The following is a 23,657-nucleotide window of genomic DNA, read 5'->3' on the forward strand; positions in this document are numbered from 1 at the left end:
CTCGCAACAGTTGAATACGCGACTCCACCAGTACCAATCCCGGCACTGGAGCACCAACCGATTGGTGTTGTCCTAGCCGACGCTCGCTGCACACCGCCTCCGGCCTCGTGTCGTCGGCGTTGAGGGCGCGTTGGTGAGTCGGGTTCGCGCACAGGAAGTCTCCTAAGGCTTCCTGTGCCTCGCTTCGCCGTACCAACCGTCTGTCGTTCGCCTCGCGGCATGAGCCTGCCGCCACTGCTCAGCCGCCTGGATCATGTGGTGACCGACGTGCTCGAAGAACTCGCCCACGTCCCGCAGCCGGGTGCCGGCGGGTGTGGTGGCGCCGAGGGTCCGGGCTCCCTGGCAGGCGAAATCCGCCAGCATGGCGTTCTGTCTGGCGCTGGCCAGCCAGCCGCGGAACCAGGCGTCGTCGTCGACGACGTACCGGTCGCGCCGCCGGCGGGGGTCGCGTTCCCGCCGGATCAGTTCCTGCTGCTCGAGTTCGCCGATGGCCTTGGAGATGGAGGCGGGGCTGACCTGGAGGCGCTGGACGAGCTCGGCGGCGGTAAGACTGCCGCTGTCGGTGAGGTACAGGCAGGTGAGCACCCGGGCGGTCATGCGCGGTAGCCCCGTCCCGATCATCATCGCGGTGAACTGTTCCTCCAGTTCGTGGACCGCCTCGGGGTCGCGCCCGTGTGCGTCGGTGGCGGCCGGTGGCGCCGGGGCCGGGGTCGGCTTGCGCCGGCGAGCACGACCTTCGGTCGCCTGGTGTGCCCGGTCGGCCTGGTAGCCGCCGGCTCCACCATTGCGGATCACCTCCCGGCTGATGGTCGAGATCGGCCGGTCCAGGCGCATGGCGATCTCGGTGTAGGTGAGTCCTTCGGCCAGCCCCTCGGCAATGCGCCGGCGGTCCTGGTAGGTCAGTCTGCCTCCCGGCATCGGGTGTTCGCCCCCTGTTGCTCTGTCATCCCAGTTCGCTTGACGCGTCCGCGGGGCGGATGGACAGTATTGCGTTCGCGAACACATCATTGCAAGAAGCGATGACCCATATTGCGTTCGATCATAGAGTCATTGCAAATCTCATCGCGATTACCTGCATAAATAGAAAAAATCTGAGATTAGATTTGACATTTTTGTGAACGCAAATTAGCTTTTTCCATGTACCGAACAAGCACTATCGCGAGTGAGGCAGTCGGTGTCGCGCTGATGTCCCTCGCCTGAAAGGAATCGACATGACCAAGTCCCTCCCCGCCACGGCAGGGCTGCTCATCGCCGCGGCAGGGGCCGCAATGGCGGCCCCTGCCGCGGCGGCGGTGTCTGCTCCCGGTCATGCCGAGGTGCAGCGTGCTCTTGATCACGCCGTGGCCGGCGGTACTCCCGGCATCGTCGCCGAGATTCGCGATGGCAGCGGCGAGTGGTTCGGCTCGGCGGGCGTGGCCGACACCAACACCGGCCGCAAGCGCCGGCAACACGAGCGGTTCCGCATCGGGAGCGCCACCAAGGCGTTCACGGCCACCGTGGTCCTGAAACTGGCGGCCGAACACAAGCTGGGCCTCGACGACACGGTGGACAAGTGGCTGCCCGGCCTGGTCAAGGGCAACGGCTACGACGGCCGTGAGATCACCGTCCGGCAGTTGCTCAACCACACCAGCGGGATCTTCAACTACGGCAATGACAAGGAGTTCTTCGCCACGGGACAGGGAGCCGCATGGTTCGAGCACCGCTACGACACCTACACCCCCGAGCAACTGGTGCAGGTCGCCCTGGCCAACCCGCCCTACTTCGAACCGGGCAAGGGCTTCGGTTACTCCAACACCAACTACGTCCTGGCCGCGATGATCGTCGAAAAGGCCACGGGCAGGACGTACAGCGAGGAGCTCACCCGGCAGATCTTCCGTCCGCTGGGGTTGACCGGGACATACCTCCCGGGCCGCGAGGCGAAGATCCGCGGGTCGCACCCCGTGCACTACTCCACGCTGTTCTCCCCCGACGCCAACCCCAGGATCTACGACGCGACCGAGATGAACCAGTCCTTCGCCTGGGCGGCCGGCGGTATCGTCTCGACCACCTCCGATCTCAACCGGTTCTTCGGCGCGCTGCTGGGCGGACGCCTGCTGCCGCTCGCCCAGCAGCGGGAGATGTTCACCACCGTCGCGACCCAGAACTGGATTCCCGACACCCGGTACGGCCTCGGCGTCTTCTCGCAGAAGCTGTCATGCGGCGTCACGGTCTGGGGCAACGCCGGCGCGACCTACGGTTCGTGGGCGTACGCCATGGGGTCCCGTGACGGCAAGCACATGGTCACCAGCCAGGTCAACGGTGACTGGAGCGGCTTGAGCGTCTTCAACGACGTGCTCGCGGCGGAGTTCTGCCCAGCCGAGCCCTAATGCATTGTGGTGGCGCGCTCGCAGGTGCGGCGGATCTTGCAGGCCGAAGGGGTACGCCGGCGCCGCGCCCGCTCCTGGACCACCAGCCACGACCCGGACTTCGCCCCACAAGAACCCGCATTGTTGGCCACCGCGTCGATCGCATCGCCCGGACGGTACTTGATGAGCACCTGCACGGGCCGTGGCGACTGGCCCGACACTTGACGCCGACTCACTGATGGCGAGGCGGGGCCAGATGATCGACCGGGCCTGAGCGTGCGAGAGCTTCGTATGAAGATGTCAATGCCCGATCGAGAGCAGTGCTGCCCTCACAGATACCGTTCGAGACCGGTACGGTCAGGCCTTCTTCTGCCACGAGACGGTTTTGGCACCGTTGGATCGCTCCTATGAGCAGCACATACAGCGCAACAATGCCGGCGGCGAGGGACGCAAGAGCAGCCGGCGCTACTTTCTGTGGTGCCAGCTCCCATATATTCATCTTCTTCAAGACCAGCAGGACCAGCAGGACCAGCAGGAGGGGGCAGGCCACGGCAGCACACCTCCGGTACCGACGGCGCGCTGACTCGCCGACATTGAGAAGCCCGGCCAACCGCCACAGGTGGAGGACCAGAATAACGATCGGTACGGCGACGGCCAAAGCCCCAGCTGCTACCTCGAGATGCCTGGGCGGCTCCCACACGAAACGGACCGGAATATAGATCAGTGTGGCGATGGTGAAAGCCGCAGCTGCCAGCAGGGGCCGACCGCCACGTGGGGGGCGTCCGTTGTGTGTGGCTGCCGCTGCACGTAATCGGTCTGCGGTCAGGGTGAAGCGATGGAAGGGGATCGCCCCCAGCAGTGGATACAGCCAGGGGGTCGCAAGGAGCAGAAGCGGCAGTGCCGCGGCTTCGGTGAAGGGCCGGGACTCCACATAGCGGCCAGTGCCTTTTGCGATGCCGACCACAGGTGGCGTCCGGTCCTGGTCTTGGCGGCCACGCCAAACCGACCACAGCCACACCGTACGTAGAACGGCCAAACCTGCAAGCCACAGGGCCCACCACGGCCGAATGGTCATCGGGGCAGACGCACTCGATGCCAGAGCTACCGCCGCTACTGTCAGGCAGACGACTGGGAAGATCAGGACCACAAGATCGAGTGGGAACTCCCGGGGTGGCCGGTAGCCGAGATCGGCGAAGACCTTCCGCTCCTGCTGGTAGGCCCCGACCGACTTGGTGACGTGCCAGCTACTCGCTGACTCACGAACGTCGCGATCGTCCCGATCAGAGAGGTTGAGGATCTGACGCTTGAGCCGAAAGGCCGGAACGAACGGCCGGGTCAGCACGTAGCCGCCGATCAACACGATCGCCAGCGATGTCAGCAGGCCGGTGATCCCCAGCTCGAAGGCCTTGGTGACGACCTTCTCCATATCGGCCGACCGCGAACCGGTGGCAAAGAACACGAGCATCATCGCTAGGAGCTCCTTGAGCCTCCTCCCATCCGACGTCCAGTGACTGGCCTCCTCGATGAGCAGCGCGGTGAGGAACAGCGCCGGCACTGCGAAGCCGATCATCATCCACTTGTATCGTCCGAGCGGCAGGGACTCGCGGTATCGCATGCATGTGTCGCGGTCTTCTGTCGGCTTGGCCGAGGGCGTGCCGAGAGCCTCTCGGGCCGTGTAACGACGCCCAAGCGCAGAGAGAGATCGGTCAATATGCCAGATAATCAGCGTCCGCGTGCCCAAGGTCAGCCGTGGCAACCGGGAAAACGGTCGGAGGAGCCGCCACCGGGAAGGACGACAGGGCAGCCACTCGATCAACGGCAACGAGGTTGCCTGCAGCATCGCCCGATCGTAGAACTTAAGTAGTTGGTGCACCCCATCGTCGGGAGTGATCTGAGATACGGGGACGGGTTCTCTCATCTGCCCTCCCTTCCCCTCCACTCACGTGGGGGGTGAGGCACACCTTGTCGCAGTCAGCAGAGCTGTACACGACACCGAGGGGGCCTGGTCCACCTTGTTGCCGGCGGCTGGCCTGGTTGTCTTCCCTACTGCCACCGTGCATGCCGTGGCGATTCATCAGCTAGGGGATTTAGCTCCGCCCGTTCCCAATCCTTCGCAAATCTGCTGCCCGCCAGACAAAGGCCGCCCCCAGCATCACCCAGACGATCTTCAGCCATGGTCGCCCCAGCTGTCCTTGGCCGGACGGTAGACCTCGGGTGGTCACCGTTGAGGAGCAGTCCAGCCTCCGTGGCCTCGAACAGTGGCCTGTCCACGGGGGCCGGGCAGGACGAGGTTGCCGTCCGTGATCAGCATGAAACGTTCCAAGCCAGGCACGATCGCGTGTACGGCGGTGATCGCGCCTGGAAGTGTGGCCACCGTGCGATGGTAGGGCGTGTAGCCGTGTGCGGCCAGGATGGCGATCAGCTTGTGCAGCTGCGCATGGGGGTGATCGGGCGCCCTACCGGTCGAGGTGAAGGGGATTGTGAGGGCGCCGCGCAGGTGGTCGGTGAGGTCGAACCGCCCGCACGCGTGCAGGGCGGGATAGGCGGTGAGCCCCGCGAGTTCACCGCGGAGTGGGGCGTCGGACCACGACAGGGTTTCCCCCAAGGTGGTCTGGAGGAGTTCGGTGAGAGCGCGCCAGGCGGCGTAGCCGGGGCTGAGTGAGGTGCCGACGCCGCGCCGGTGTGGGTGGTGGAGGGTGGGGGCGGTGTAGGCGAGCATGGTGGGCACCCCGAGGTCGCTGATGATATCCAGCAGATACACCGGGGAGCCGGTGAGCTGCTCGGCCGCCGAGTAGGCGTGCGCCAGCTCGCCGGGGAGAGTGGCCGGATCGATCACGGTGGGCCGGAAGTCGGCTGTGCACAGGAAGGCCCGCACCAGAAGTAGGGACAAGGCGTCGCGTTCGATGGTCTCGTTGAGGGCGTGCAGCAGCGCTTCGTCCGCGGTGACGCCGACGGCCGAGCCGCTGTTGCAGCTGTAGCGCATCAGATGGCCGTAGCCGTAGGTGTCCGCGATCTGCTCGCGCAGCTGACCGGCATGGGTCTCGACATACCAGGGGGCCGACAAGAACAGCGGCACCAGCGCTTCCCGTCCTCCTCCCACGGGGTGATAGCGGTGGCAGGCCAGATGCTGGGCGGGTGTCTGGGCCAGCAGTACGCTGCAGGCCTCATTCCGCAGCGGCCCGACCGCGATCTGAGCGGACTCAGCCAGCTCCACGGCTGTGGGGTCGAACAAGGCCGGGCCGGTGAGGTAGTGCTCGAGCGCCTCATAAAGCGCTCCCACGCGCGCTTCCTCGCGCCGGCCCTTGCCCATCCCCCGGGCCATCGGCGGCATGGCTCCGTCGTCGGTGAGCATCCGGCACGACCAGGCGGTCGGATCGCCGTCCTGCCCCAAATCGGTGAGCTCCGGCTCCAGGCCCAGTTCCGCCAGCGCGACCATCACCCGCTTCATGGCCTCCAGCAGTGGTACCGCGCGCTCCACCTCGAATGGCGGACCACACATACGCTCTGCTTTCGACTCCATTTCCCTGTTTCCTCTTGTCGCCGATTCATGCCGGCAAAAGACAGTGGGCACGGGAGATGCCGTCCCATGCCCAGTGTTCGGTTTCCGCATCTACTACTTACTGCCGGCCTTCGCCGCGCGAAGCAGTTCTTCCAGCTGCTCCCGTTCGGCTTCGGTCAGTTCCTGACCGCTTCTGTCCAGCGACTCGGATTTCATATAGTCCACACCGTGACCCATGAGGCTCACCTCCCCTCATGCAAGTGTGCTCGAAATGCCCAGGAACAGGTCCAGCGAACACCATAAGCGGTGCATACATTGCAAAAGATTCTAGAATCCTCCGTTTGGAGATGATCGATACACGCCTCCACATCCCTGCCTGAAGGGTTTCGTTATTCGCCGTAGGGACTGACTTGCGGCTTCGTGGTCGTCAGCCGGCTCTTCGGCACTCCTTGATCAGTTACGGCAGCCATAGATCGGGATCTTGAGGCTGTGGTGATCGCGGAGATGCCTGCGGGCACGAGAACGGCCACCAGCATCATGATCGTTTGTGATGGGCGGTGTTGCCGTACAAGCCACTGCACGCCGTTCGGCGTGACCGGTCGACGGCAGCGGCTCGCATGCTGATCTTTCATCGTAGGCGGAGGCGATCACCTACGACAGGAGAGCGAGTGCCGAACCGGGGCTGCCCGCCAACGCCTCCCCTCGATGCGGTACCCAGGGGCGCCGGAAGCGCGGCATATTGGGCATGGACAAACCTTCTATGTCCGGATAAACCCACTATGTGGATGACAAAGATTCTCAACTCCCCAGTAAAGCCAGCCGTCGTACCTTCCTCTCCGTCTCCGCGGCCGCGGCGGTAACCGCAGGAGTGACCCTCGACGGAGGCCCGGCGGCGGCGGGCTCGGCTCGTCCAGCCGGTCCCGGTCGGCCCGTCACCAAGCAACACCCCGACGCCGAACTGCGCGCTCTGCTACGAGACATCGACGAGCGACGCATCGAGGCCACCATCCGCAAGCTCGTGAGCTTCGGCACCAGGCACACCCTCTCTGCCCAGGACGATCCGAACCGCGGTATCGGCGCCGCCCGCGACTGGATCTTCGCCGAGATGAAGAAGTACGCCGCGGCGTCCGGCGGGCAGATGGCCGTCGAGCTGCAGTCCTACATCCAGCAGCCCGCCTCCCGGATCCCCACCGCCACCCTCATCACCAACGTCGTCGCCACCCTGCGCGGCTCCGTCACCCCTGACCGGATATACGTGGTGTCAGGCCACTACGACTCACGGGTCACCGACGTCATGAACGCCACAGCGGACGCGCCGGGCGCCAACGACGACGCCTCCGGCGTGGCCGTCGCCATGGAACTCGCCCGCGTCATGGCCACCCGCCGGCCCAAGGCCACCATCGTCTTCGCGGCCGTCGCGGGGGAGGAGCAAAACCTGTACGGCGCGAGGTACATGGCCGGGCAGTACAAGGCCGCGTCCGCCGATGTGCAGGCGATGTTCACCAACGACATCGTCGGCAGCAGCACCGCCGACGACGGCACCCGCGATCCCCGCACCGTCCGGCTCTTCGCCGAGGGCGTGCCCACTGCCGAGACCCCCGCTCAGGCGAACACCCGCCGCTCGGTCGGCGGCGAGAACGACTCGCCCGCCCGCCAGCTCGCCCGTTTCGTCACGAACGTCGCCGACAACGATGCCACCGGCATGAACGTCCGGATCATCTACCGCCGTGACCGTTACCTGCGCGGCGGAGACCACATCGGCTTCCTCGAACAGGGCTATCCCGCCGCCCGCTTCACCGAACCCAACGAGAACTTCGACCACCAGCACCAGGACGTACGCGTCGAGAACGGCAAACAGTTCGGCGACCTCCCCGAGTTCTGCGACTTCGCCTACATCGCTCGCGTCGCCCGCGTCAACGCCGCAACCCTCTGGTCACTCGCCCAGGCCCCCGGCACGCCCAAGGACGTCAAGGTCCGCACCAACCAGCTCACCAACGACACCGACCTCGTCTGGACCCGCGGCACCGAACCCGACCTCGCCGGCTACGAAATCGTCTGGCGCGAGACCACCGGCCCCGACTGGACCCACGTCATCCCGGTCGGCGACGTCGCCGAAGTGCGCATCGACCTGTCCAAGGACAATGTCTTCTTCGGTGTACGGGCCGTCGACAGAGCTGGGCACCGCAGCCCCGCCGGCTTCCCCGTGCCTTCCTGACCCGGCGAGGGCAGGCGAAGGAGGGGCCTGGCATCGATCGCCCCAGCAGTCAACGGCGGCTACCGAGGTCAGCGATCGTCACGGCTCTGCCATAGGACTCGAAAAGACACCCCCGTTGGGAGAGCGGTTGCGATCAGCGCCGCTCAGGTCTGTCGATCTGCGGCTATGGCTGAGACCGCGCTTGAACCGTTCTTGATTATTTCGCAAATGTTTCGCGGACAGGAAATTGGGTGACCTCGGTATCGCCTACTGAGCGGGCACTGACTCTGTCGCGGGACGCTCATCTGTCGCGTAAGACTCCCATAGCCGTCCTTGACGAAGTTGCGTCCAACATAGTGGTGGTAGGTGACAGTTGCGAGGCGTTGAGATCGATTGCACATCCCGGCAGGCTTTGCGAAACTGCCTGGGGCAGGTGGTGAACCCGGTTGTTTTCGAGGTTGTTCCGAATAGCGTCGATCGATGTGTCCCCTCAGCGAGGGTGGGAAATGCGTAGAGCCCCTTAGCAGTACCTGGACGTCGACGGTCCCTTTCGCCTGCCGGGCGTTCTCGCCTGTCCGGGGGCGGAGTTCCGCCGTTCGTGCGTCGCCGTCTCGACTCGTTTCCGAAGGCAGGGGGGTGTCGCGGTCGTGGCTGCTGTGGTGCATCCAGAGCCAGATCTTGAGTCGGCCTGGTCGTCTTCTTTCGATGGATCGGAGATCTGATGCGCGTCGCCCTCCTCACCACGACTCAGCATGGTCACCTGAACCCGTATATCCCGGTGGTCAATGCGCTCCAAAACGCCGGCAGTGAGGTCGCGCTGCTGCTGTTGTCCGCGGACGGTGGCGCGCTCGACGAGCAGCGTCGCGAAGCCCTGGGCAAGGCGCAGGTCGACGTGATCGGGCAGGTCGAGATGGCGCCGTGGAGCGGCGACCCGGCGAAGATCGGCCCGATGCTCCAGTCGTCGCCGGTGGCAGACCAGACAGCTGACGCGCTCCGTGCGACGGCGCCGGACTTCGTGCTCGTCGATTCGCTGCCGGTCACGGCGTCGGCCATGGTCGGCGCACAGGCGTCCGGCGTGCCGTACGGGATGATCTGGGCCAACCTGGGTGGAGTATGCCCGAGCGAGCATCGACGAGGTCGCTGGCCGTACGACGAGCAGGTCGGCGACTATCTGACCGGGCACGGGGTGCTGTGGTCGACCCGGACTCATTCGGCGCGTTCGCCGATTCTCAATTTGATGCCGACGATTCCCGCTCTCGTCGGGGACGACGCGGTCACCGACGACGGTGTGCAACTGGTCGGGTTGCCGGGTGCGGCGGGGACCCGCGGCGACGAGGTCGCCTTCTCGGGCCTGGATCGGATCGACCCCGACCGCCCGGTGGTGTACGTCTCCTTCGGCACGATCTTCTACCGGCGGCCGGACCTGCTGCGCACGGTGATCACCGGGGCGGCGGCGACCGGTGCACAGGTGATCGCCGCGGTAGGAGATCTCGCCGAGGAGCTCGCGCTGCCCGACGAAGTGCTCACCGCCCCGTATCTGCCGCAACGTGAGGTGCTCGAGCGCGCCGACGTGTTCATCACCCATGGCGGATACAACTCCGTGGCGGAGTCGATCCGGGCCGCGACACCGATGCTGGTGATCCCGCTGGCTGTGGATCAGCCTGTCCAGGCGTACTTCGTGGGTAGCGCGGGCTTCGGGACGGCGTTGGAGCCGACCGGCGTCACCGAGCAGGCGGTCGCTGACGCTGTCACCGATCTGCTCGACCCCGCCCGGGACTACCGGGCCCGGCTGCGCGCCGCGCAGCCGGAGTGCGGCGACTCCGCCGTGCGCACGGCCGAGCTGGTCATCAGCACGGTCGAGACGCTACAGCGAAAGGGGGAGCGGTGACGATCGAACTGCAGCGGCCGGTGGGCGACCCGATCGTGATCGATGATCTTGAGCGCCTCTCGTTCCGGGTGGATCGCCGCGCCTACACCGACGACGACCTGGCCGCACGGGAGATGACCAGGATCTTCGATCGCTGCTGGTTGTACGTCGGTCACGAATCGGAGGTGCCCGGGCCGGGCTCCTACGTGGCACGCGACGTCGGCGGGCGCCCGGTGTTCATGGCGCGCGGGTCCGACGGGGTGATCCGGGTGTTCGCGAACAGCTGCACTCACCGCGGGGCTCTGATCTGCTCGCAGCCGGCCGGGCAGGCCAGATCGTTCCGGTGCCCGTATCACGACTGGACGTTCTCCAACCAGGGCGACCTGGTCGGGGTCCCGATCCCGGACGGGTACGGGCCGGGCTTTCGGAAGGCGGACTTCGGCCTGGCGCGGCACCATAGTGACAGTTACCGCGGTTTCGTGTTCGCCACCTTCGATCCGGAGCAGCCGCGCACCTTGACCGAGTACCTGGCGGGTGCGACGGAGTACCTCGATCTGATCGACGACCAGTCCGAGGTCGGGATGGAGGTGATCCAAGGTGCGCAACTCCACGGGGCTCGGGCCAACTGGAAGCTCATGATGGAGAACAGCGTCGACATCTACCACTTCCGGGCCCTGCACAAGCGTTACGTCGGCTACATGGAGTCGCTGGGGTCGGTGCCACCACGACGACGAGGCGGCTTCGGCTGCGCCCTCGGACTGGGGCATGGAGCCAACGAGCTGCCACCGGCGGCAGCCCGCCCGCTCGCCTACTGGACGCCGATGTTCGGCGCCGAGGTCCGGCCGCGGATCGAGGCGACGGCCGCACGGTTCGTCGACCGGTTCGGCGCCGAACGCGCCGAACGGATCACCGGCACCAATCGTGCGGTGCTGATCTTCCCCAACCTGATGATCATCGACGCGATCGCGATCACGATCCGCAAGATCGACCCGGTCGGCGCCGGCCAGATGGCCATCACCTCGGTCGCCCTGGCCCCCAAGGATGAGGATCCGGACATCCGGGAACTCCGCAAGAGTCACTACCTGACGTTCCTCGGCCCCGCCGGCTTCGCCACTCCCGACGACATCGAGATCGTCGAGTCGTGCCAGCGGGGTTATCTCAACCGCACGGTCCGCTACTCGGATCTGTCACGCGGTATGAACAAGGAGGTCCCGGAGACGACCGACGAGCTTCCCGCCCGCGAGTTCTGGCGGCAGTGGGACCGGCTGATGCACGACGACGACGGTCACCTCGAGGTCGCTCACCGGGCTGAGACGCAAGGGGCGGAACCACGATGACCACCGAGCTGACGGTCGACGAAGCGGCCCAGGTGCGGTTGTGGCACCGGGTGAGCCAGTTCCTCTTCCGTGAGGCACGGCTGCTCGACGAGTGGCGCCTGCTCGAGTGGTACGACGAGATGCTGACCGACGACATCCGCTACTCGGTGCCGGCCACCGACGTCCGCGGCGAGACGGCCGACGCGCTCGGGCTCATCGACGACGATGCCGCCCGGCTACGCCAGCGGATCGAACAACTCCTCAACGGTGAGGTGTGGTGCGAGAACCCTCGGTCGCGGACGAATCGGATGATCAGCAACGTGGAGATCCTGACCGATCGGGGCACGCACCTCGACGTGGCGGCGAATGTCGTCGTGTACCGGTTCGGGCACGGGCGCTCTGACGCCTACGTCGGAAAATGCCGGTTCGAGCTCGTCGTCGAGGGCGAGTCGTTCCGGGTCCGGAAACGGGTCGTGGTGCTCGACCACGAGACGTTGTACGAGCACGGAAAGCTCAGCATCATCCTGTGATCGGACAGTGACGGCGGCCGGCCCTGGCAGCGCCCCACCCGTTGCCGCCGCCCAGCCGAGTCTCCCTCGCGAGGTCTACGTCCTCAGTGTCGTTGGTGGCTGCGTCATGCTGGGCCTGGGACTGGTGCTCCCGGTGCTCCCGGTGTACGCGGCGGCGTTCGGGGCCGGGCCCACCCAGGTCGGAGCGCTCGTCGCCCTGTTCGCGTTGATGCGGCTGGCCACCAGTCCGTTCTGCGGCCGGCTCGGAGTTCGTTTCGGGGAGCGGCGAGTCCTGGTCGCCGGCCTGCTGCTATGTGCGGTCTCCTCGGCCCTGACGGCGTTCGCCGGGTCCTACGGGCAGCTGCTCGTGTTCCGCGGCCTCGGCGGCGTCGGCTCGGTGCTGTTCTCGGTGTCCGCACTGGCGACACTCCTGGCGATCGCGCCGGCCGACCAGCGGGGCCGGGCCGGTGCCGTGTTCGAAGCGGGCTTCCTGCTCGGTGGGATCTGCGGACCGGCACCGGGCGGGCTCCTCGCTCTCATCTCCCTGTCCGCGCCGTTCGTGGCGTACGCCGTGCTGTTGCTGGCCGCCGCGGTACTGACACTGGCGGTGCTCCGCACCGGCCGAACCGCCGGCGCGGAGCCTGGCCGTGATGTGGTCCGGCTACCGGTCCTGCTGCGGGATCGACGCTACCTGGTGGCCTGCCTCGCGGCGTTGGCGCAGGGATGGGTCCTGTTCGGGCTGCGCGGCGCACTGGTCCCCACGGTGGTTGTGGCGTGGCGACATGACGTGACGTGGGTCGGGTGGGCGTTCACGATATCCGCCGTCGTTCAGGCGCTGCTGATCATGCCGGCCGGCCGGGTTGTCGATCGGGCCGGCCGCCGGCCCGCCATGATCGTCGGCACCGGTGTGGCCGCGGCGGCGATCACAGCCTTGGTGTTCGTGGACGGGTACGCCTGGCTCGTCGTCCTGCTCAGTGTGTACGCGGCGGGATCAGCGCTGCTCAGCGCCGCACCGGCCGCGCTGATCGGTGACGTCGTCGCCGGCCGGGCCGGCAGTGGCGTCGCCGTCTTCTCGATGTGCACCGATGTCGGCGCCGTGGTCGGACCGGTCGTCGTTGGGCTCATCGCCGAGCGGGTGAGTGTTCCGGCCGCCTTCGGCAGCGGCGCCGCGCTGCTGGTCGTCGCCTTCCTGGCGTCGTGGACGTTGACAACTGTTCGGCCAACACGAAGGAGTTGATCGATGAATCAGCCGTCTGACCGACACGAGCGGGGTGAGGCCATGTTCCAGCAGGTCTTCGGCCGCGAACCGCGCCCGGGTTCCTACCCGGAGTTCCTGCAGATCACCGTCGACCACCTGTTCGGTGAGATCTGGACCCGCCCGCACCTGAGCGTCGAGGAGCGCGAACTCGTCGCGCTGACCGCGGTCACGCTGGCGCGGACCGACTGGGAGTTGCGCGGCCACATCGGTGCCGCCCTGCACCTCGGGATGTCGCGAGAGAAGATCGTCGAAGTCATCATTCAGCTCGCCTACTACGGTGGCTGGCCGGTCGCCAACAACGGGCTGCGCGTCGCCCAGGAGGTCTTCGCCGAGCTGGACGGCGCCACCGGGAGGGACGCGGACCATGACCGGTGAACCGTCTCCCCTCGACCCGGCCGAGAAGGTCGACCTGTGGCGCCAGCGGTTCTTCGAGGCCCAGGCGGCCGCGGAGGAGTTCATCCTGGGAGAGCACGGCGAAGAAGGCCTGGCCGCGTGGATCCAGGCAAACTCCCGCATCACCGCGGAGCTACTGCGAGCGCAACGGCCCGCCGGGGTATCCGCCACCGATCACTTCATGAACCGGCTGCAGTGTCAGCTGTTGCTGTACGACTCGGCGGTGACCAGTGAGCCCCAGCCCTCGGGCACCGTCCTGCGCAACGCCGACTGTGGGATCCTCCGGTACCGCAAACGGGCCGCCCGCGCCGGCGTCGTACTGACGTTCTCGTCACCGTGCCCGTACTGCCAGGAACTCAACACCGCCATCGCCGCCCGCTACGTGGAACCGGACGTCACCGTGTCGTGCGAACAGGCGGGTGACGGGTGCACCTGGCGCGCGGAATCTCCTCACGCTCCAGGAGAGGACGCGGCCGGGTCACCGCACCGCGGACGAGCCGGTGATTGAACCAACGGCAGTGCCGTACGGTCGTTGGCCGGTGATTGAACCAACGGCAGTGCGGTGCGGTCGTTGCGGTCGTTGCGGTCGTTGCGGTCGTTGGCCGGCGACCGGCTGCCGTCGAGCGTCATGCCGAGTTGCCGCCCCACGGCCACACACAGGTCGAGCGCCGCGGTGCGGGTCAGGTCCTGATGATCGTTCTGGGTGAAGCACGCCGACGCCACGTTCTTGTTCCGTAGACGCAGGTACCACGGGAACAACGATCCCAGTGCGGGCTCGGTCAGCATCGTGCGCGAGTGCACGATCGTCCCCACCAGCAGGTCGCCGAACGGGCGTTGCCCGGCGTTCATGAAGCTCTTCAAGCGTTCCTGGAAGATCTTCAGCACCGCGGGTACGTTCCCCGCGTACACCGGCATGGCGAGCAGCATCGCCTGCGCACCCTCGGCCAGATCGACGACATGCTCGAAGTCGTCGTCGAGCGTGCACCGGCCCACCTCGGGATCAAGGCAGGTGTCCTCGCCTTCGCACATCGCGATGCGATGGTCGATCAACCGAATCCGCTGGATCTCCGCGTCACCGACCTCCCGGACGACGCCGGTGATCGCCGCCTCGAGCAGCGCGTCGGTCAGCGACGGGAGACGCTTCTGCGTGCAGGACAACGCAACAATCTTCATCCGAAGGGTCTCCCCTGTCCGCTCAGCGCCACCCAGGACCGGCCACCTGACGAAGCCCCCGTGGCAGCACACTGAGGCAGCCGCAACCTACCCACAATTGGGCACCACCGAAACGGGTATTGAGCTTCCCCCCGCAGGACGGACACCTCATATCGAAAAACCCACGAGCAGGCGCCCTCACCGCCGTCGGGCTGTGACGCCTCACTTCGAGACCGAACTGGCCGTGACCAGGCGCGCGTCGCGCAGGGCGAACAGCGAGTCCACGTCCGCATACATACTGCGCCAACGCCCGCAGCAGGTCGCGGACATGGGCGTCGTCACCGTCGCGCACCGCCCCCGCTTGGTCGAGCGGTGAACGATGAGGCCGGGGCCTTGCGCCCAGGACCGCCTTGGCTCAGCCCAGCGCGTCCATCAGGGCGGTGACATAGGCATCCAGCCGCTCCTCCACGGCTCGCGTCGTCAGCTCTGTCCTCCCTGCCTCCCGCCATGGCCGCGCCACCGACCGCACTTCTTCTGAGCACGCCAGCCCGTCCCGGACCTGCCAGTACAGCCGCTCGCTCGCGGCTGCGGCCAGCAGCCCGCCGGCTTCCTGATACGCCTCAGCGAACCGCAGACCCCACGCAGGGCCGTGCAGCAGCGCGAGATTGGTGGAGCAGTGCGCCACATCGAGGTCCGCCGGGCCCCAGGAGGTAGCCGCCCAGTCGACGACGCCGGTGATCCGGGCATTTGCCGGCTGTGGGGGCGGCACGTCGAACAGCACGTTGCCGGGTTGGAAGTCCCGGTGCAGGAATCGCCCTTCATAGGGCGGCGCGGGCCTGCGGATCACGTCGATCGCCGCGGCCCATGCCGCCGCGTCTGCGCCCTTCGGCGTCACGACGGTGTCGGCGGTCGTCAACGCCACATACGCCCGGGGCCGCTCGGCGGGTCGCAACGCGTGGATCGCCACGAGTTGACGGGCCAGCAGAGGGACGCGCGTTTCCAATCCCTCGTCGTCGAGGACCGTCCGGCCCGCCAGATGTGTCATGAGGAGCGACGGATACTCGCAATGCGCGGCGGTCGGATCAACCGCGACCAGTCCAGGAGCCGGCACGCCGGTCCCCGGGAGCAGGGTCAGGGCGCCTGTCTCCCTGTTCAGCGAGTCCTCGGCGTGCTCCACGTTGACGAAAGTCCGTAGCACCAGGTCACGGGTGCCTCCGTCCCGCGTGCCGATGGTCAGCCTCCGCATTTCGGCAGTGATGCCGCCGTGCAGCGCCTCAACTCTGACGATCCGTTCGCCGACCTCCAGGTGCCGGCGCACCCAACCCAGTGTCAACGGCCGGACAGTCGCCACCTCATCATGGTTGGTCACCGTGCTACCTCATCATCCGAGCGGCGGCACGCGCGACAGCTTTACCGGACTCGAACAAGGCCCGATGATCCACATCCGGAGCCTCCCCAGAGCCGCTCCGGCCGTGTGTCCGGACTGCAGGGGGGAACCTCAGGGGCGATGAATACGTCGAGGCGGTCACACTCCCCCACGAGTCCGGCGCCTTCGCGATGTCAACGGCTGTCGAACGTAGCGAGCTACCCATACTTCGACGGCCGATATATAGTGCCGCTCATGGTCAAGATGACAGAGGCGACCTACTTCATCCTCGTCGCGTTGCTACAAGAGCCGCTGCACGGCTACGGGATCATCAAACGTGCGCATGAGCAGTCCTCCGGTGAGGTGCGGTTGCCCGTCGGCACGCTGTACAGCGCCCTTGACCGACTTTCGGAAACGGGATGGGTGAAGGTGGAACGCGAAGAGATCGTCAACGGGCGCCCACGACGCTACTATCGGATCACCGATGAGGGCGTGACCGCAGTCCGCGCGGAGGCGGTACGACTCCAGCGGGCCGCCTTCCTCGTCACCAGGCAGATCCCGGTGATGGGCGCATGAACCACTCCGCTTCTCTCGAACAACGCTACCGCCGTCTCCTGCGCGCCTATCCCAAGGCCTACCGTGAACAGCACGGTGAAGAACTGATCAGCACGCTGATGGAGGCGGCCGATCCGCAGGCGCGCCGACCGGCGCCTCGGGAGATGCTCTCCCTCCTCGTCGGCGGTTTCGCCGTTCGCGTACGCAGCGCCAGGCCGGTAGGTGTGCCCTGGTGGGCGGATGGGCTGCATCTGGGCGTGGTCGCTGTGATGACGATCACCTTCGCCACGAAGATTCCTGTCCTGTTCCACCTCATCTACCCAGCGTGGATTGCACTGGCGATCATGCTGACGCTGGCGATCGTTCGTGGCTGGACACGCGTGGCGCTGCTCCTGGCCTTGGTCGCCGCGATGCAGGTCAGCCGACCCATGATCCTTGGATCCAGCGCGAACTGGATCCCGTTCTTCGGGCCGGCTTACGGCGACATCTCGCCGGTCGTACCCTATTGGCTGGTCGTGGCGGGCTTGGCCGTGCTCGCCGTGCGGCCGGGAACGACGATGCGTGCGAGGTCCGAGGGGGACACCGGCGTTCGGTGGTGGGGCCGTACGATGCCCGCGCGATCATCGTTGTGGCTGCTCGTGCCCGTGTTCTGCTGGCCCCTGCGGTTAGTTGAGTACAGCTTCCATGATCTTTCCAACTGGGCGCTGTTTCAGGCGAGCCTGGAGATACCGATCCTGGTGGTCGTGCTCTGCGCCACAGTGGCGGCCAGGGACGGCCGGTGGGCGCTCGCTGCCGCCGTCTACCTTGTCCCCGGCCTGGTCTACTTCGGAGAGAACCTGGCCGACCACGGCAGGCGCGGATTCGCCTACTGGGGGCTGCTCACCATGCTCGTCGCAGCGTCGCTGGTGGCGGCTCGCCGTACCCGGGCGAGAGCCTAGCGGTGTGAACTGAGCAAGTTCAACGCCCAAGGGGTCCGGCTGTTCATCACCCGGACCCGTACCGAATGCCAGTGCTGCAAACATGGCTGGGACGCCTCCCGGGAGACCCCCGTCTGCTGCGCGCTCAAGGACGGCGAGTGCTGCGACGGTTCCGCGAAGGCTACGGACGCCTGTCCGTCAGCGGAAGCCGGAGGACGAACCGGGCACCACACAGCGAGTTTTCGATCGTGAGGGTCCCGCTGTGGGCGCGGACGATGTCGCGCGAGATGGCCAGGCCGAGCCCGCTGCCTCCCGGCTCCCTCCGCCGGCCCTCGTCCAGGCGGACGAAGCGCTCGAAGACGTGCTCTCGGTCCTGCGGCGCGATTCCAGCACCGTCGTCGCACACGGTGACGACAACCGAGCCCTCCACTCGTCCCACGGTGACCTCGACCCTTTTGTCCGCGTGCCGCCGGGCGTTGACCAGGAGGTTGTCGATGACCCGGATCAGCTGGATCCGGTTGCCCAGAACGTTCACATCCCGGCCCGCGTCGACGTGGACCGGCACGCCCCCCACCATGGCCGCCACCTCCTTCACCACCAGCGCGCCGACGTCGATCGGTTCGTACGCGACCGGCCCTCCGGCACGGAGCCGAGCCGACACCAACAGATCGTTGACGATCGTCTCCAGCCGATCGGTGACCGCCAGCGCCTTCCTGATGGTCTCGTGCGGGTCGATGTCGGCGGGGTAGAGCACCGCCTCCTCAAGCCGGATGCGGAGACCGGCAAGCGGCGTTCTGAGCTCGTGAGAGGTGGAGGAGGCGAACCGACGTTGCTCCTCGAACATGTCCGCGTTGTCCACAGCGAGCCCGGCCCGGCTGGCAATGTCGTCGATAAGGGATAGATCGGCTGAGTCGTATACCAGGGAGGTCTCGTAACGGGCCAGGGTGAGCGCCCCCAGCACCCGGCGCGGCGTACGCAGCGGCGCGACGATGACCGAATGGGCACCCAACTCCTCGTACGGCCGCCGCTGTACGCTGCCCTCCTCCTGGTCAATTCGCTCAGCCAGATCCTCAGGGCCGAACAGCACCGCGGGGCCGCCGCGCAGCACCCGCGCCATCGGCGCCTGGGAGGTCTCCGGAAACGCCGGAAGCGGTCCCTCCCACTGCTTGCACTCGACACCGTCCCGGCCCTGCTTGACCACGACCGCCACCCTGTCCACCCCGTCGCCGCTGGGGCCGAGCAGGTCGATCATCGCCCAGTCGGCCAGCCGGGGCACCACCAGACGAGACAGCCGCCGCAGCGCCTCATCCACCTTCAGGGTGGAGGCCAGCACGATACTGGTCTCGGCCATCAGCGACAACCGGTCGGTCAGCTTCTCCAGTACCGCGAGGGCGGCCGCCTGCTCGTGCTCCACGGCCTTGTGCCGCGACAGGTCGTAGAACAGGACCACCGAGCCCATGTGCTTCCCCCCGCCCAATGGAAGCGGGGCCGCCATCACACCCACCGGGACCAGGCCTCCGGATCCGCGAGTGAACCACGCCTCCTCGCTGCGGACGTACACCCCCTCGGAAAACGCGGCCAGAATCTGGCAGTCCTCGCGGGGGATCGAGCTACCGTCGGCGTTTCGGTGCAGCAGGTCGTGAGGGTCGACCCCGATCAACTGCCGTGCGGGACGATCGAGCAGCCTCTCGGCATACGGATTGACCAGGAGGATCTTCCCCATGTGGTCGACCACGTACAGACCCACGCGCAGACCCTGGAACAAGGCTTTGACGAGTTCCTCGCTGAACCCATACCCCGCCCAGTACTCCAGGCCGTCACTGGCTGTCACGGCGGTCCCCCCTTACCTACCACCTGTCCGACCCGCCCGAACGTCGAACAGTCACTTAAGGGTATGTATCTCGAAAGAGACTGCTGTGTGCGTGGGGGAGATCCTTCGTAGATCGTTTTCGACCTACGAGGCGCATCCCCAATACATCGAGCCGTACGGCGCACGTGGTTCGTTTCTGCTCGGCCAGGGCGGCGCAGTCGACGAGGGGCGGAGGACGGGTTCGCAGAGGTGTACAGCGCCGCGGCAGGCGATGATCGGGGTGATCCCAGCGCTCGGATCTGCTTACGGTACGTGTCGTGGTCGTAGGCGCGGTCGGCGTAGATCGTGTCGGAACGTTGCCGGCTCCGCCGGCAAGACATCGACCTGGAGACGGGAACGCCGGAGGTGATCCAGCCCCTCCAACGGGTCGGAGGCCGCGCCCAGTCTGCAGGGGGAAGCTCATAAGCGCGTCGGGTCCAGGCAAAGTCGCCTGGACCCGACGTCTGCCATCGGCTAGTAGGTGGTCATGCCCTGGTCCATCTCTGGGTGGCCTGGCCGTTGCACGTGGCGACGGTCACGGTGGAGCTGTTGCCGGTGCCGGTGACGTTGAGGCAGAGGTTGTTGGCGCCGCTGGTCACGGTGCCGTTGGAGTTGAAGGTCCACTGCTGGTTGCTGTTGGTGTGGCAGTCCCACAGTTGCACGCGGGTGCCGGAGCCGGCGTTCGTGGGGGCGTCCAGGCACTTGCTGAGGAGCTGGAGTCTGCCGGAGCCGTAGCTGAAGAGCTGGTTGGCGTTGGTGTGGCAGTCGTAGATCTGCAACTGGGTGCCGTTGGCGTTGGCGCTGTTGGGGGAGTCGACACAGCGCCCGGCGCCCTCGTTACGCAGGCGGAAGCTGGTCGTGGGGGTCGGGGTGACCGTCGGGGTGACGGTTGGGGTGGGCGTCGGGGTGGGCGTGGAGGTGCTCTGGAACTGGGAGATGAACTTCCACACCTCTCCCTTGGTCCAGGTTTGGGCGCCGTTCTCGGTGTAGGTCCCGTCCACCGGGGCGGGCGTGTGACCGTTGTCGTACGCGGCCCAGACGACGGGGTATCCGGCCTGGCACCCCGAGTAGGCGGTGACGACGTGCGTCCGGCTGCCCGAGGCCGGTTCAGGCGGGTTCTGGGTGGTACAGCCGTTGTTGCGGACGAACCTGTCCCGCAGCGTCCGTCCTTGCGAGATGTTGAGGACGCTGTCGGTGATGCCGTGCAGTCCCATGTAGGCGATGGGCTGGGTGCCGCCGCTGCATCCGCTGAGCTGCGCGCCGGCGAACACCGCGACCGCACGGAAGACCGTCGCGCGGCTGCACGCGAGGGAGAAGCTCATGCCGCCGCCGTAGCTGAACCCCATGGCGAAACGCAGTGAGGGGTCGACGCAGAGATCCGCTTCTACCCGCCGCATGATGTCGTCGAAGAGGGTGACGTCCTCGCCGTTGGAGTTGGCCCAGCCGTTGTTGAGGCCCTGCGGCGAGATGAAGATCGCGGTGTTGTTCGACAGCTGCCGCTGTCCGTAGTAGGACCAGGAGGCCCCGCTGCTTCCACCGGAGTCGACGTCGTTCATGGTGCCGTTCAGCCAGTGGATGCCGAAGATCAGACGATAGGGGTTGTTGTTGTAGTTCGCGGGAATTCGCAGAATGAAGCTGCGATTCTTTCCGCTGGACTGAATGGTGTGTGTTCCGCTGCTCAGCGTCGGGTTCTTTCCACATCCTGCGGTTCCCGCGAGCGCGGCGACGGTGGACGCCGAGGCTCCTGTGCTGCTGCCGCTGCTCATCGCCACGTACCCCGTCACCAGGACGACAGCCGCCGCGAGCGCCACGGTCCTGAGGATGGACCTATGCTTCAACATTTGCGATTCCCTCTGGCTGCAGGGACCGGGCCGACGATAAAGACATGTTCTGCGTTCCTCTCCATCAGTGGCATCGAATGCCCGGAGCTGCGAAACCGGAATCGAGATGTGAGCGCTAACATTTATCAGGAACTATCGATATGCCGCTTGCGCGCTGCACGGGGTGTAATGCAAGGGAGCAAATACGACCTGATTGCGGATGTCAAGCAACTTGCTTCGCAGCCCCGGACGCCGGGCCCGCGGGGCGTGCCCCTGCGCGTGCTGGCCAGGGGAAGGTCCGTGCCCACTCCCGGCGCACAGGATGAAACTTTCGTGGTGAATAGGTCGATCGCGCCAGGCGGAGGGCGGTGGCTCCCAACTATGATCATGGGATGCCGCCGTCACGTGCGTTACGCCCCGCCCAGAAGTTTCGGCATAATTCCGATACTTTCGGCCAGAATCGACCAACCCCGGGTCACGCGGGTCGGGGACTGCCGGGCCTGGAGCTGATCCGAAAATCGGTGATTTAAACGACGACTCATTTGGTGAGTCGGCGGCAGCAAATTAGCGCAGCCCGAGCGCGCATCATGTTGCATGCGAATCTACGTGTCAAATCTTGCACGCGGCAGTGAAGAGGCCTCGATCCAGCGATCGACGCTGCTGTCACCTCGATCGTGATCATCGCGTGGCTTGCTCTCTCCAGAAAACAGCCGCGGTAACGACCAGCTGAAGCGTGACGTGCATGGCAGGCATCTGGCTTCGTGTTGATACCTTCCACCATCAGGAAGAAAACCCGGTTCGTACGGCGCCGTACCAGGACGGCTGCGACGTCATGGCCAGGAGGTTCCCGCTTGCCCGCCACGCGAGTACGTCCCCATGTCGCGCGAGTGTTGGAACGCACCCGCGCCATGGTGTTCGTTTTCGACAGCGTCATCTGCGACCTGTTCGCCGGTGTGGACACGTCGGCGGTCACCGACGACATCCGAGCGCGCCTCCCACCCCCAAGTCCTTCGACGCTGTCAGCCGGTGCCGCCTTCCTCATGGCCACCAACCCGCTGCGGATGGTGGCCTACACCCACGAGGTCAGCGCCGCCCACGGCGACGAGGCGGAGGACATCCTGCGCGCGGCCGAGACGTCCGCGGCCATGACGGCCGTTCCCGCACCCGGGGTCCGCCAAGTTCTGCTGGCCTGCCAGGCCAGCGGCAGAAACGTTGCCGTGGTGGGCAGCCACTACTCCGCCACCATCGAGTCCTACCTGGACCGGCACGAACTGCGGCAGTTGGCAGGACCGATCATCGGGTATCGGCACCACCGTCCTTCGGGCAGACCGATGGGAACCGCCCTCGTACGCCGGGCGAGAAAGGCACTGGCCATGAACCCCGCCGAATGCACCGTGGTCGGCGCCTCCGCCCAAACGATGATGATCGCGGCGGACATCGGCACCCAGGCGATCGGCGTTGCCGGCCTGCGCGAAAGCCGCAAACACCTGGCCGGCATCAACGGCTCGGTCGTCGTCCCATCCCTGCCCCACTTGGCCGACGCCCTCGCCATGGTCCCCATCGGTGGAGGCATCACATCCCCCATGTAGCGTGACCGCCTCCAACGTCACCGTGAGAAGCGGCCTACCCGTATGAGATCACCTGTACGGGACCACCGAACGAACGCCTCAACACGACGGGAGCACTTCATTACGAGTGGGGGGCAGATGCCTCGTCAGCAATGTCCCGACCCGATCAGACGGTAGATACGGGCTGGTGAAGTGTGATCGCGTAAGGCGGTGTTGCTGTACACCACCTCCGTGGACGCAACCCCCCGGCAACCGACGGCCCCCGACCTCATGGCAAGAACCTGATCCTCCTTTTCGCGCATTCAGGTTGCGAACAGCGTCTCCAGATCAACATCGTTGATATACTAATCTCAGTTCGTATATACAGGTGGGGGCATCATGACCAAGACCCTGATCGATCTCGATGACGAGGCCCTAGCCGAGGCCGCGAAGTTGCTCGGCACCTCGTCCAAGAAAGACACGGTCAACGCCGCTCTGCGAGAGATCATCGATCGACGCAAGCGGGCAGCGGCCGTGGCTCGCATGCGCGAGATGGTGGCTGAAGGTGAGATCGACTTCTCAGCCATCGACAAGGGTGACAGCGCACACCAGGCCGTGGCGTGACAGAGCTCTATCTCATAGATACCAGCGCCCTGGTCCGCTTCTACCGCGGCCAGGTCGGGACAGAATGGGACCAGACGGTCTCTGCCGGGCTCGTAGGTATCTGCGAGCCGGTCAGGCAGGAGTATCTCCGAGCTGTCGGCGGCCGACCAGCCTTCTACGAAGCCAGCAATCTGCTCCAGGAGACCTTCCCGTACTATGCCATCCCCGAATCGGCCTGGGACGAGACGAGCGGGTTGCAGCGCGATCTCGCCGACAAGGGGTGGCACCAGAGCGCCTCTCCGATCGATCTCCTCATGGCGGTGACGGCTCGTCATCACAAGCTCACCGTGCTGCATGCCGACGCCGACTTCGACACCATCTCCCGCCTGACCGGACAACCGGCGCGCTGGATCAGCTGACGCGCCGACAGAAGATCTCAGGGGTTCTTGAGCACGTCTTGTCCGGCC

The 23,657-nt window shown here is 66.2% G+C and carries 22 protein-coding genes; 14 read left to right on the forward strand and 8 right to left on the reverse strand.

All coding sequences use genetic code 11. The features are described from left to right. Positions 1 to 162: 162 nt before the first annotated feature. Positions 163 to 918, reverse strand: a complete 756-nt coding sequence (locus OG587_RS04625) for a MarR family transcriptional regulator (RefSeq protein ID WP_329087170.1) — start codon at positions 916 to 918, stop codon at positions 163 to 165. Positions 919 to 1,211: 293 nt separating this feature from the next. On the opposite strand from OG587_RS04625, the gene OG587_RS04630 reads away from it, so the two are divergent. Further along, positions 1,212 to 2,366, forward strand: coding sequence for a serine hydrolase domain-containing protein (locus OG587_RS04630; protein WP_329087171.1), 1,155 nt, complete (start codon positions 1,212 to 1,214; stop codon positions 2,364 to 2,366). 211 nt (positions 2,367 to 2,577) lie between these two features. Here OG587_RS04630 and OG587_RS04635 read toward each other — a convergent pair whose 3' ends face one another. The 3 genes from OG587_RS04635 to OG587_RS04645 form a co-directional block, all read right to left on the reverse strand. Further along, the gene (locus tag OG587_RS04635; protein ID WP_329087173.1) at positions 2,578 to 4,185 is read right to left on the reverse strand and encodes a hypothetical protein; all 1,608 of its coding nucleotides are present in this window, start codon (positions 4,183 to 4,185) and stop codon (positions 2,578 to 2,580) included. Between the two features lie 378 nt (positions 4,186 to 4,563). Next, a complete protein-coding gene (locus OG587_RS04640; protein ID WP_329087175.1) occupies positions 4,564 to 5,844 on the reverse strand; it encodes a YcaO-like family protein in 1,281 nt (426 codons plus the stop codon). Between the two features lie 114 nt (positions 5,845 to 5,958). Then, the gene (locus tag OG587_RS04645; RefSeq protein ID WP_329087176.1) at positions 5,959 to 6,081 is read right to left on the reverse strand and encodes a hypothetical protein; all 123 of its coding nucleotides are present in this window, start codon (positions 6,079 to 6,081) and stop codon (positions 5,959 to 5,961) included. Positions 6,082 to 6,625: 544 nt separating this feature from the next. On the opposite strand from OG587_RS04645, the gene OG587_RS04650 reads away from it, so the two are divergent. From OG587_RS04650 to OG587_RS04680, 7 genes are all read left to right on the forward strand, one after another. Further along, positions 6,626 to 8,059 (forward strand): M20/M25/M40 family metallo-hydrolase, encoded by a 1,434-nt coding sequence (locus tag OG587_RS04650; RefSeq protein WP_329087179.1) that lies wholly within the window; start codon positions 6,626 to 6,628, stop codon positions 8,057 to 8,059. A gap of 700 nt (positions 8,060 to 8,759) precedes the next feature. Further along, complete coding sequence (locus OG587_RS04655) at positions 8,760 to 9,926, forward strand: glycosyltransferase (protein WP_329087182.1); 1,167 nt, start codon at positions 8,760 to 8,762, stop codon at positions 9,924 to 9,926. Continuing rightward, the gene (locus tag OG587_RS04660; RefSeq protein ID WP_329087184.1) at positions 9,923 to 11,242 is read left to right on the forward strand and encodes an aromatic ring-hydroxylating oxygenase subunit alpha; all 1,320 of its coding nucleotides are present in this window, start codon (positions 9,923 to 9,925) and stop codon (positions 11,240 to 11,242) included. Before OG587_RS04655 ends, OG587_RS04660 begins: the two co-directional genes overlap by 4 nt. Continuing rightward, positions 11,239 to 11,751 carry an aromatic-ring-hydroxylating dioxygenase subunit beta gene (locus tag OG587_RS04665; protein ID WP_329087186.1) on the forward strand — a complete coding sequence of 171 codons (513 nt, stop codon included), beginning with the start codon at positions 11,239 to 11,241 and terminating at the stop codon, positions 11,749 to 11,751. Before OG587_RS04660 ends, OG587_RS04665 begins: the two co-directional genes overlap by 4 nt. Before the next feature lie 7 nt (positions 11,752 to 11,758). Further along, positions 11,759 to 12,967: an MFS transporter gene (locus OG587_RS04670; RefSeq protein ID WP_329087188.1), complete on the forward strand. Its 1,209-nt coding sequence runs from the start codon at positions 11,759 to 11,761 to the stop codon at positions 12,965 to 12,967. Positions 12,968 to 12,970: 3 nt separating this feature from the next. After that, the gene (locus tag OG587_RS04675; RefSeq protein ID WP_329087190.1) at positions 12,971 to 13,363 is read left to right on the forward strand and encodes a carboxymuconolactone decarboxylase family protein; all 393 of its coding nucleotides are present in this window, start codon (positions 12,971 to 12,973) and stop codon (positions 13,361 to 13,363) included. Beyond that, positions 13,353 to 13,889 (forward strand): hypothetical protein, encoded by a 537-nt coding sequence (locus OG587_RS04680; RefSeq protein WP_329087192.1) that lies wholly within the window; start codon positions 13,353 to 13,355, stop codon positions 13,887 to 13,889. Before OG587_RS04675 ends, OG587_RS04680 begins: the two co-directional genes overlap by 11 nt. Here OG587_RS04680 and OG587_RS04685 read toward each other — a convergent pair. Beyond that, entirely contained in the window at positions 13,832 to 14,554 is a 723-nt protein-coding gene (locus OG587_RS04685) for a flavodoxin family protein (protein WP_329087194.1), read from the reverse strand. The genes OG587_RS04680 and OG587_RS04685 overlap by 58 nt on opposite strands. 193 nt (positions 14,555 to 14,747) lie before the next feature. Between OG587_RS04685 and OG587_RS04690 the strand changes: the two genes are divergently transcribed. After that, positions 14,748 to 14,909: a hypothetical protein gene (locus OG587_RS04690; RefSeq protein ID WP_329087197.1), complete on the forward strand. Its 162-nt coding sequence runs from the start codon at positions 14,748 to 14,750 to the stop codon at positions 14,907 to 14,909. 39 nt (positions 14,910 to 14,948) lie between these two features. On the opposite strand, the gene OG587_RS04695 is transcribed toward OG587_RS04690, so the two are convergent. Next, a complete protein-coding gene (locus tag OG587_RS04695; RefSeq protein ID WP_329087199.1) occupies positions 14,949 to 15,902 on the reverse strand; it encodes a phosphotransferase family protein in 954 nt (317 codons plus the stop codon). 252 nt (positions 15,903 to 16,154) lie between these two features. Here OG587_RS04695 and OG587_RS04700 point away from each other — a divergent pair, with 252 nt between their 5' ends. Then, positions 16,155 to 16,475 (forward strand): PadR family transcriptional regulator, encoded by a 321-nt coding sequence (locus OG587_RS04700; RefSeq protein WP_329087201.1) that lies wholly within the window; start codon positions 16,155 to 16,157, stop codon positions 16,473 to 16,475. Continuing rightward, entirely contained in the window at positions 16,472 to 17,392 is a 921-nt protein-coding gene (locus tag OG587_RS04705; RefSeq protein WP_329087203.1) for a hypothetical protein, read from the forward strand. Before OG587_RS04700 ends, OG587_RS04705 begins: the two co-directional genes overlap by 4 nt. A 160-nt stretch (positions 17,393 to 17,552) precedes the next feature. On the opposite strand, the gene OG587_RS04710 is transcribed toward OG587_RS04705, so the two are convergent. Further along, positions 17,553 to 19,202, reverse strand: a complete 1,650-nt coding sequence (locus OG587_RS04710) for a PAS domain-containing sensor histidine kinase (RefSeq protein ID WP_329087205.1) — start codon at positions 19,200 to 19,202, stop codon at positions 17,553 to 17,555. A 503-nt stretch (positions 19,203 to 19,705) separates the two neighbouring features. Then, positions 19,706 to 21,061 carry a ricin-type beta-trefoil lectin domain protein gene (locus OG587_RS04715; protein WP_329087207.1) on the reverse strand — a complete coding sequence of 452 codons (1,356 nt, stop codon included), beginning with the start codon at positions 21,059 to 21,061 and terminating at the stop codon, positions 19,706 to 19,708. 866 nt (positions 21,062 to 21,927) lie between these two features. Between OG587_RS04715 and OG587_RS04720 the strand changes: the two genes are divergently transcribed. From OG587_RS04720 to OG587_RS04730, 3 genes are all read left to right on the forward strand, one after another. After that, complete coding sequence (locus tag OG587_RS04720) at positions 21,928 to 22,629, forward strand: HAD family hydrolase (protein ID WP_329087209.1); 702 nt, start codon at positions 21,928 to 21,930, stop codon at positions 22,627 to 22,629. Between the two features lie 357 nt (positions 22,630 to 22,986). Next, complete coding sequence (locus OG587_RS04725) at positions 22,987 to 23,211, forward strand: type II toxin-antitoxin system VapB family antitoxin (RefSeq protein ID WP_329087211.1); 225 nt, start codon at positions 22,987 to 22,989, stop codon at positions 23,209 to 23,211. Further along, entirely contained in the window at positions 23,208 to 23,609 is a 402-nt protein-coding gene (locus OG587_RS04730; protein WP_329087213.1) for a PIN domain nuclease, read from the forward strand. Before OG587_RS04725 ends, OG587_RS04730 begins: the two co-directional genes overlap by 4 nt. Positions 23,610 to 23,657: the final 48 nt, after the last annotated feature.

This window comes from Streptosporangium sp. NBC_01469, from assembly GCF_036227305.1.
Lineage (GTDB): Bacteria > Actinomycetota > Actinomycetes > Streptosporangiales > Streptosporangiaceae > Streptosporangium.

Bases quoted from the DNA above. Each gene is read 5' to 3' on its own strand.
- OG587_RS04640 (WP_329087175.1), bottom strand. From the start codon at position 5,844: ATGTGTGGTCCGCCATTCGAGGTGGAGCGCGCGGTACCACTGCTGGAG.
- OG587_RS04685 (WP_329087194.1), bottom strand. From the start codon at position 14,554: ATGAAGATTGTTGCGTTGTCCTGCACGCAGAAGCGTCTCCCGTCGCTG.
- OG587_RS04715 (WP_329087207.1), bottom strand. From the start codon at position 21,061: ATGTTGAAGCATAGGTCCATCCTCAGGACCGTGGCGCTCGCGGCGGCT.
- OG587_RS04630 (WP_329087171.1), top strand. From the start codon at position 1,212: ATGACCAAGTCCCTCCCCGCCACGGCAGGGCTGCTCATCGCCGCGGCA.
- OG587_RS04625 (WP_329087170.1), bottom strand. From the start codon at position 918: ATGCCGGGAGGCAGACTGACCTACCAGGACCGCCGGCGCATTGCCGAG.
- OG587_RS04675 (WP_329087190.1), top strand. From the start codon at position 12,971: ATGAATCAGCCGTCTGACCGACACGAGCGGGGTGAGGCCATGTTCCAG.
- OG587_RS04645 (WP_329087176.1), bottom strand. From the start codon at position 6,081: ATGGGTCACGGTGTGGACTATATGAAATCCGAGTCGCTGGACAGAAGC.
- OG587_RS04655 (WP_329087182.1), top strand. From the start codon at position 8,760: ATGCGCGTCGCCCTCCTCACCACGACTCAGCATGGTCACCTGAACCCG.
- OG587_RS04725 (WP_329087211.1), top strand. From the start codon at position 22,987: ATGACCAAGACCCTGATCGATCTCGATGACGAGGCCCTAGCCGAGGCC.
- OG587_RS04635 (WP_329087173.1), bottom strand. From the start codon at position 4,185: ATGCTGCAGGCAACCTCGTTGCCGTTGATCGAGTGGCTGCCCTGTCGT.
- OG587_RS04705 (WP_329087203.1), top strand. From the start codon at position 16,472: ATGAACCACTCCGCTTCTCTCGAACAACGCTACCGCCGTCTCCTGCGC.
- OG587_RS04700 (WP_329087201.1), top strand. From the start codon at position 16,155: ATGGTCAAGATGACAGAGGCGACCTACTTCATCCTCGTCGCGTTGCTA.
- OG587_RS04665 (WP_329087186.1), top strand. From the start codon at position 11,239: ATGACCACCGAGCTGACGGTCGACGAAGCGGCCCAGGTGCGGTTGTGG.
- OG587_RS04680 (WP_329087192.1), top strand. From the start codon at position 13,353: ATGACCGGTGAACCGTCTCCCCTCGACCCGGCCGAGAAGGTCGACCTG.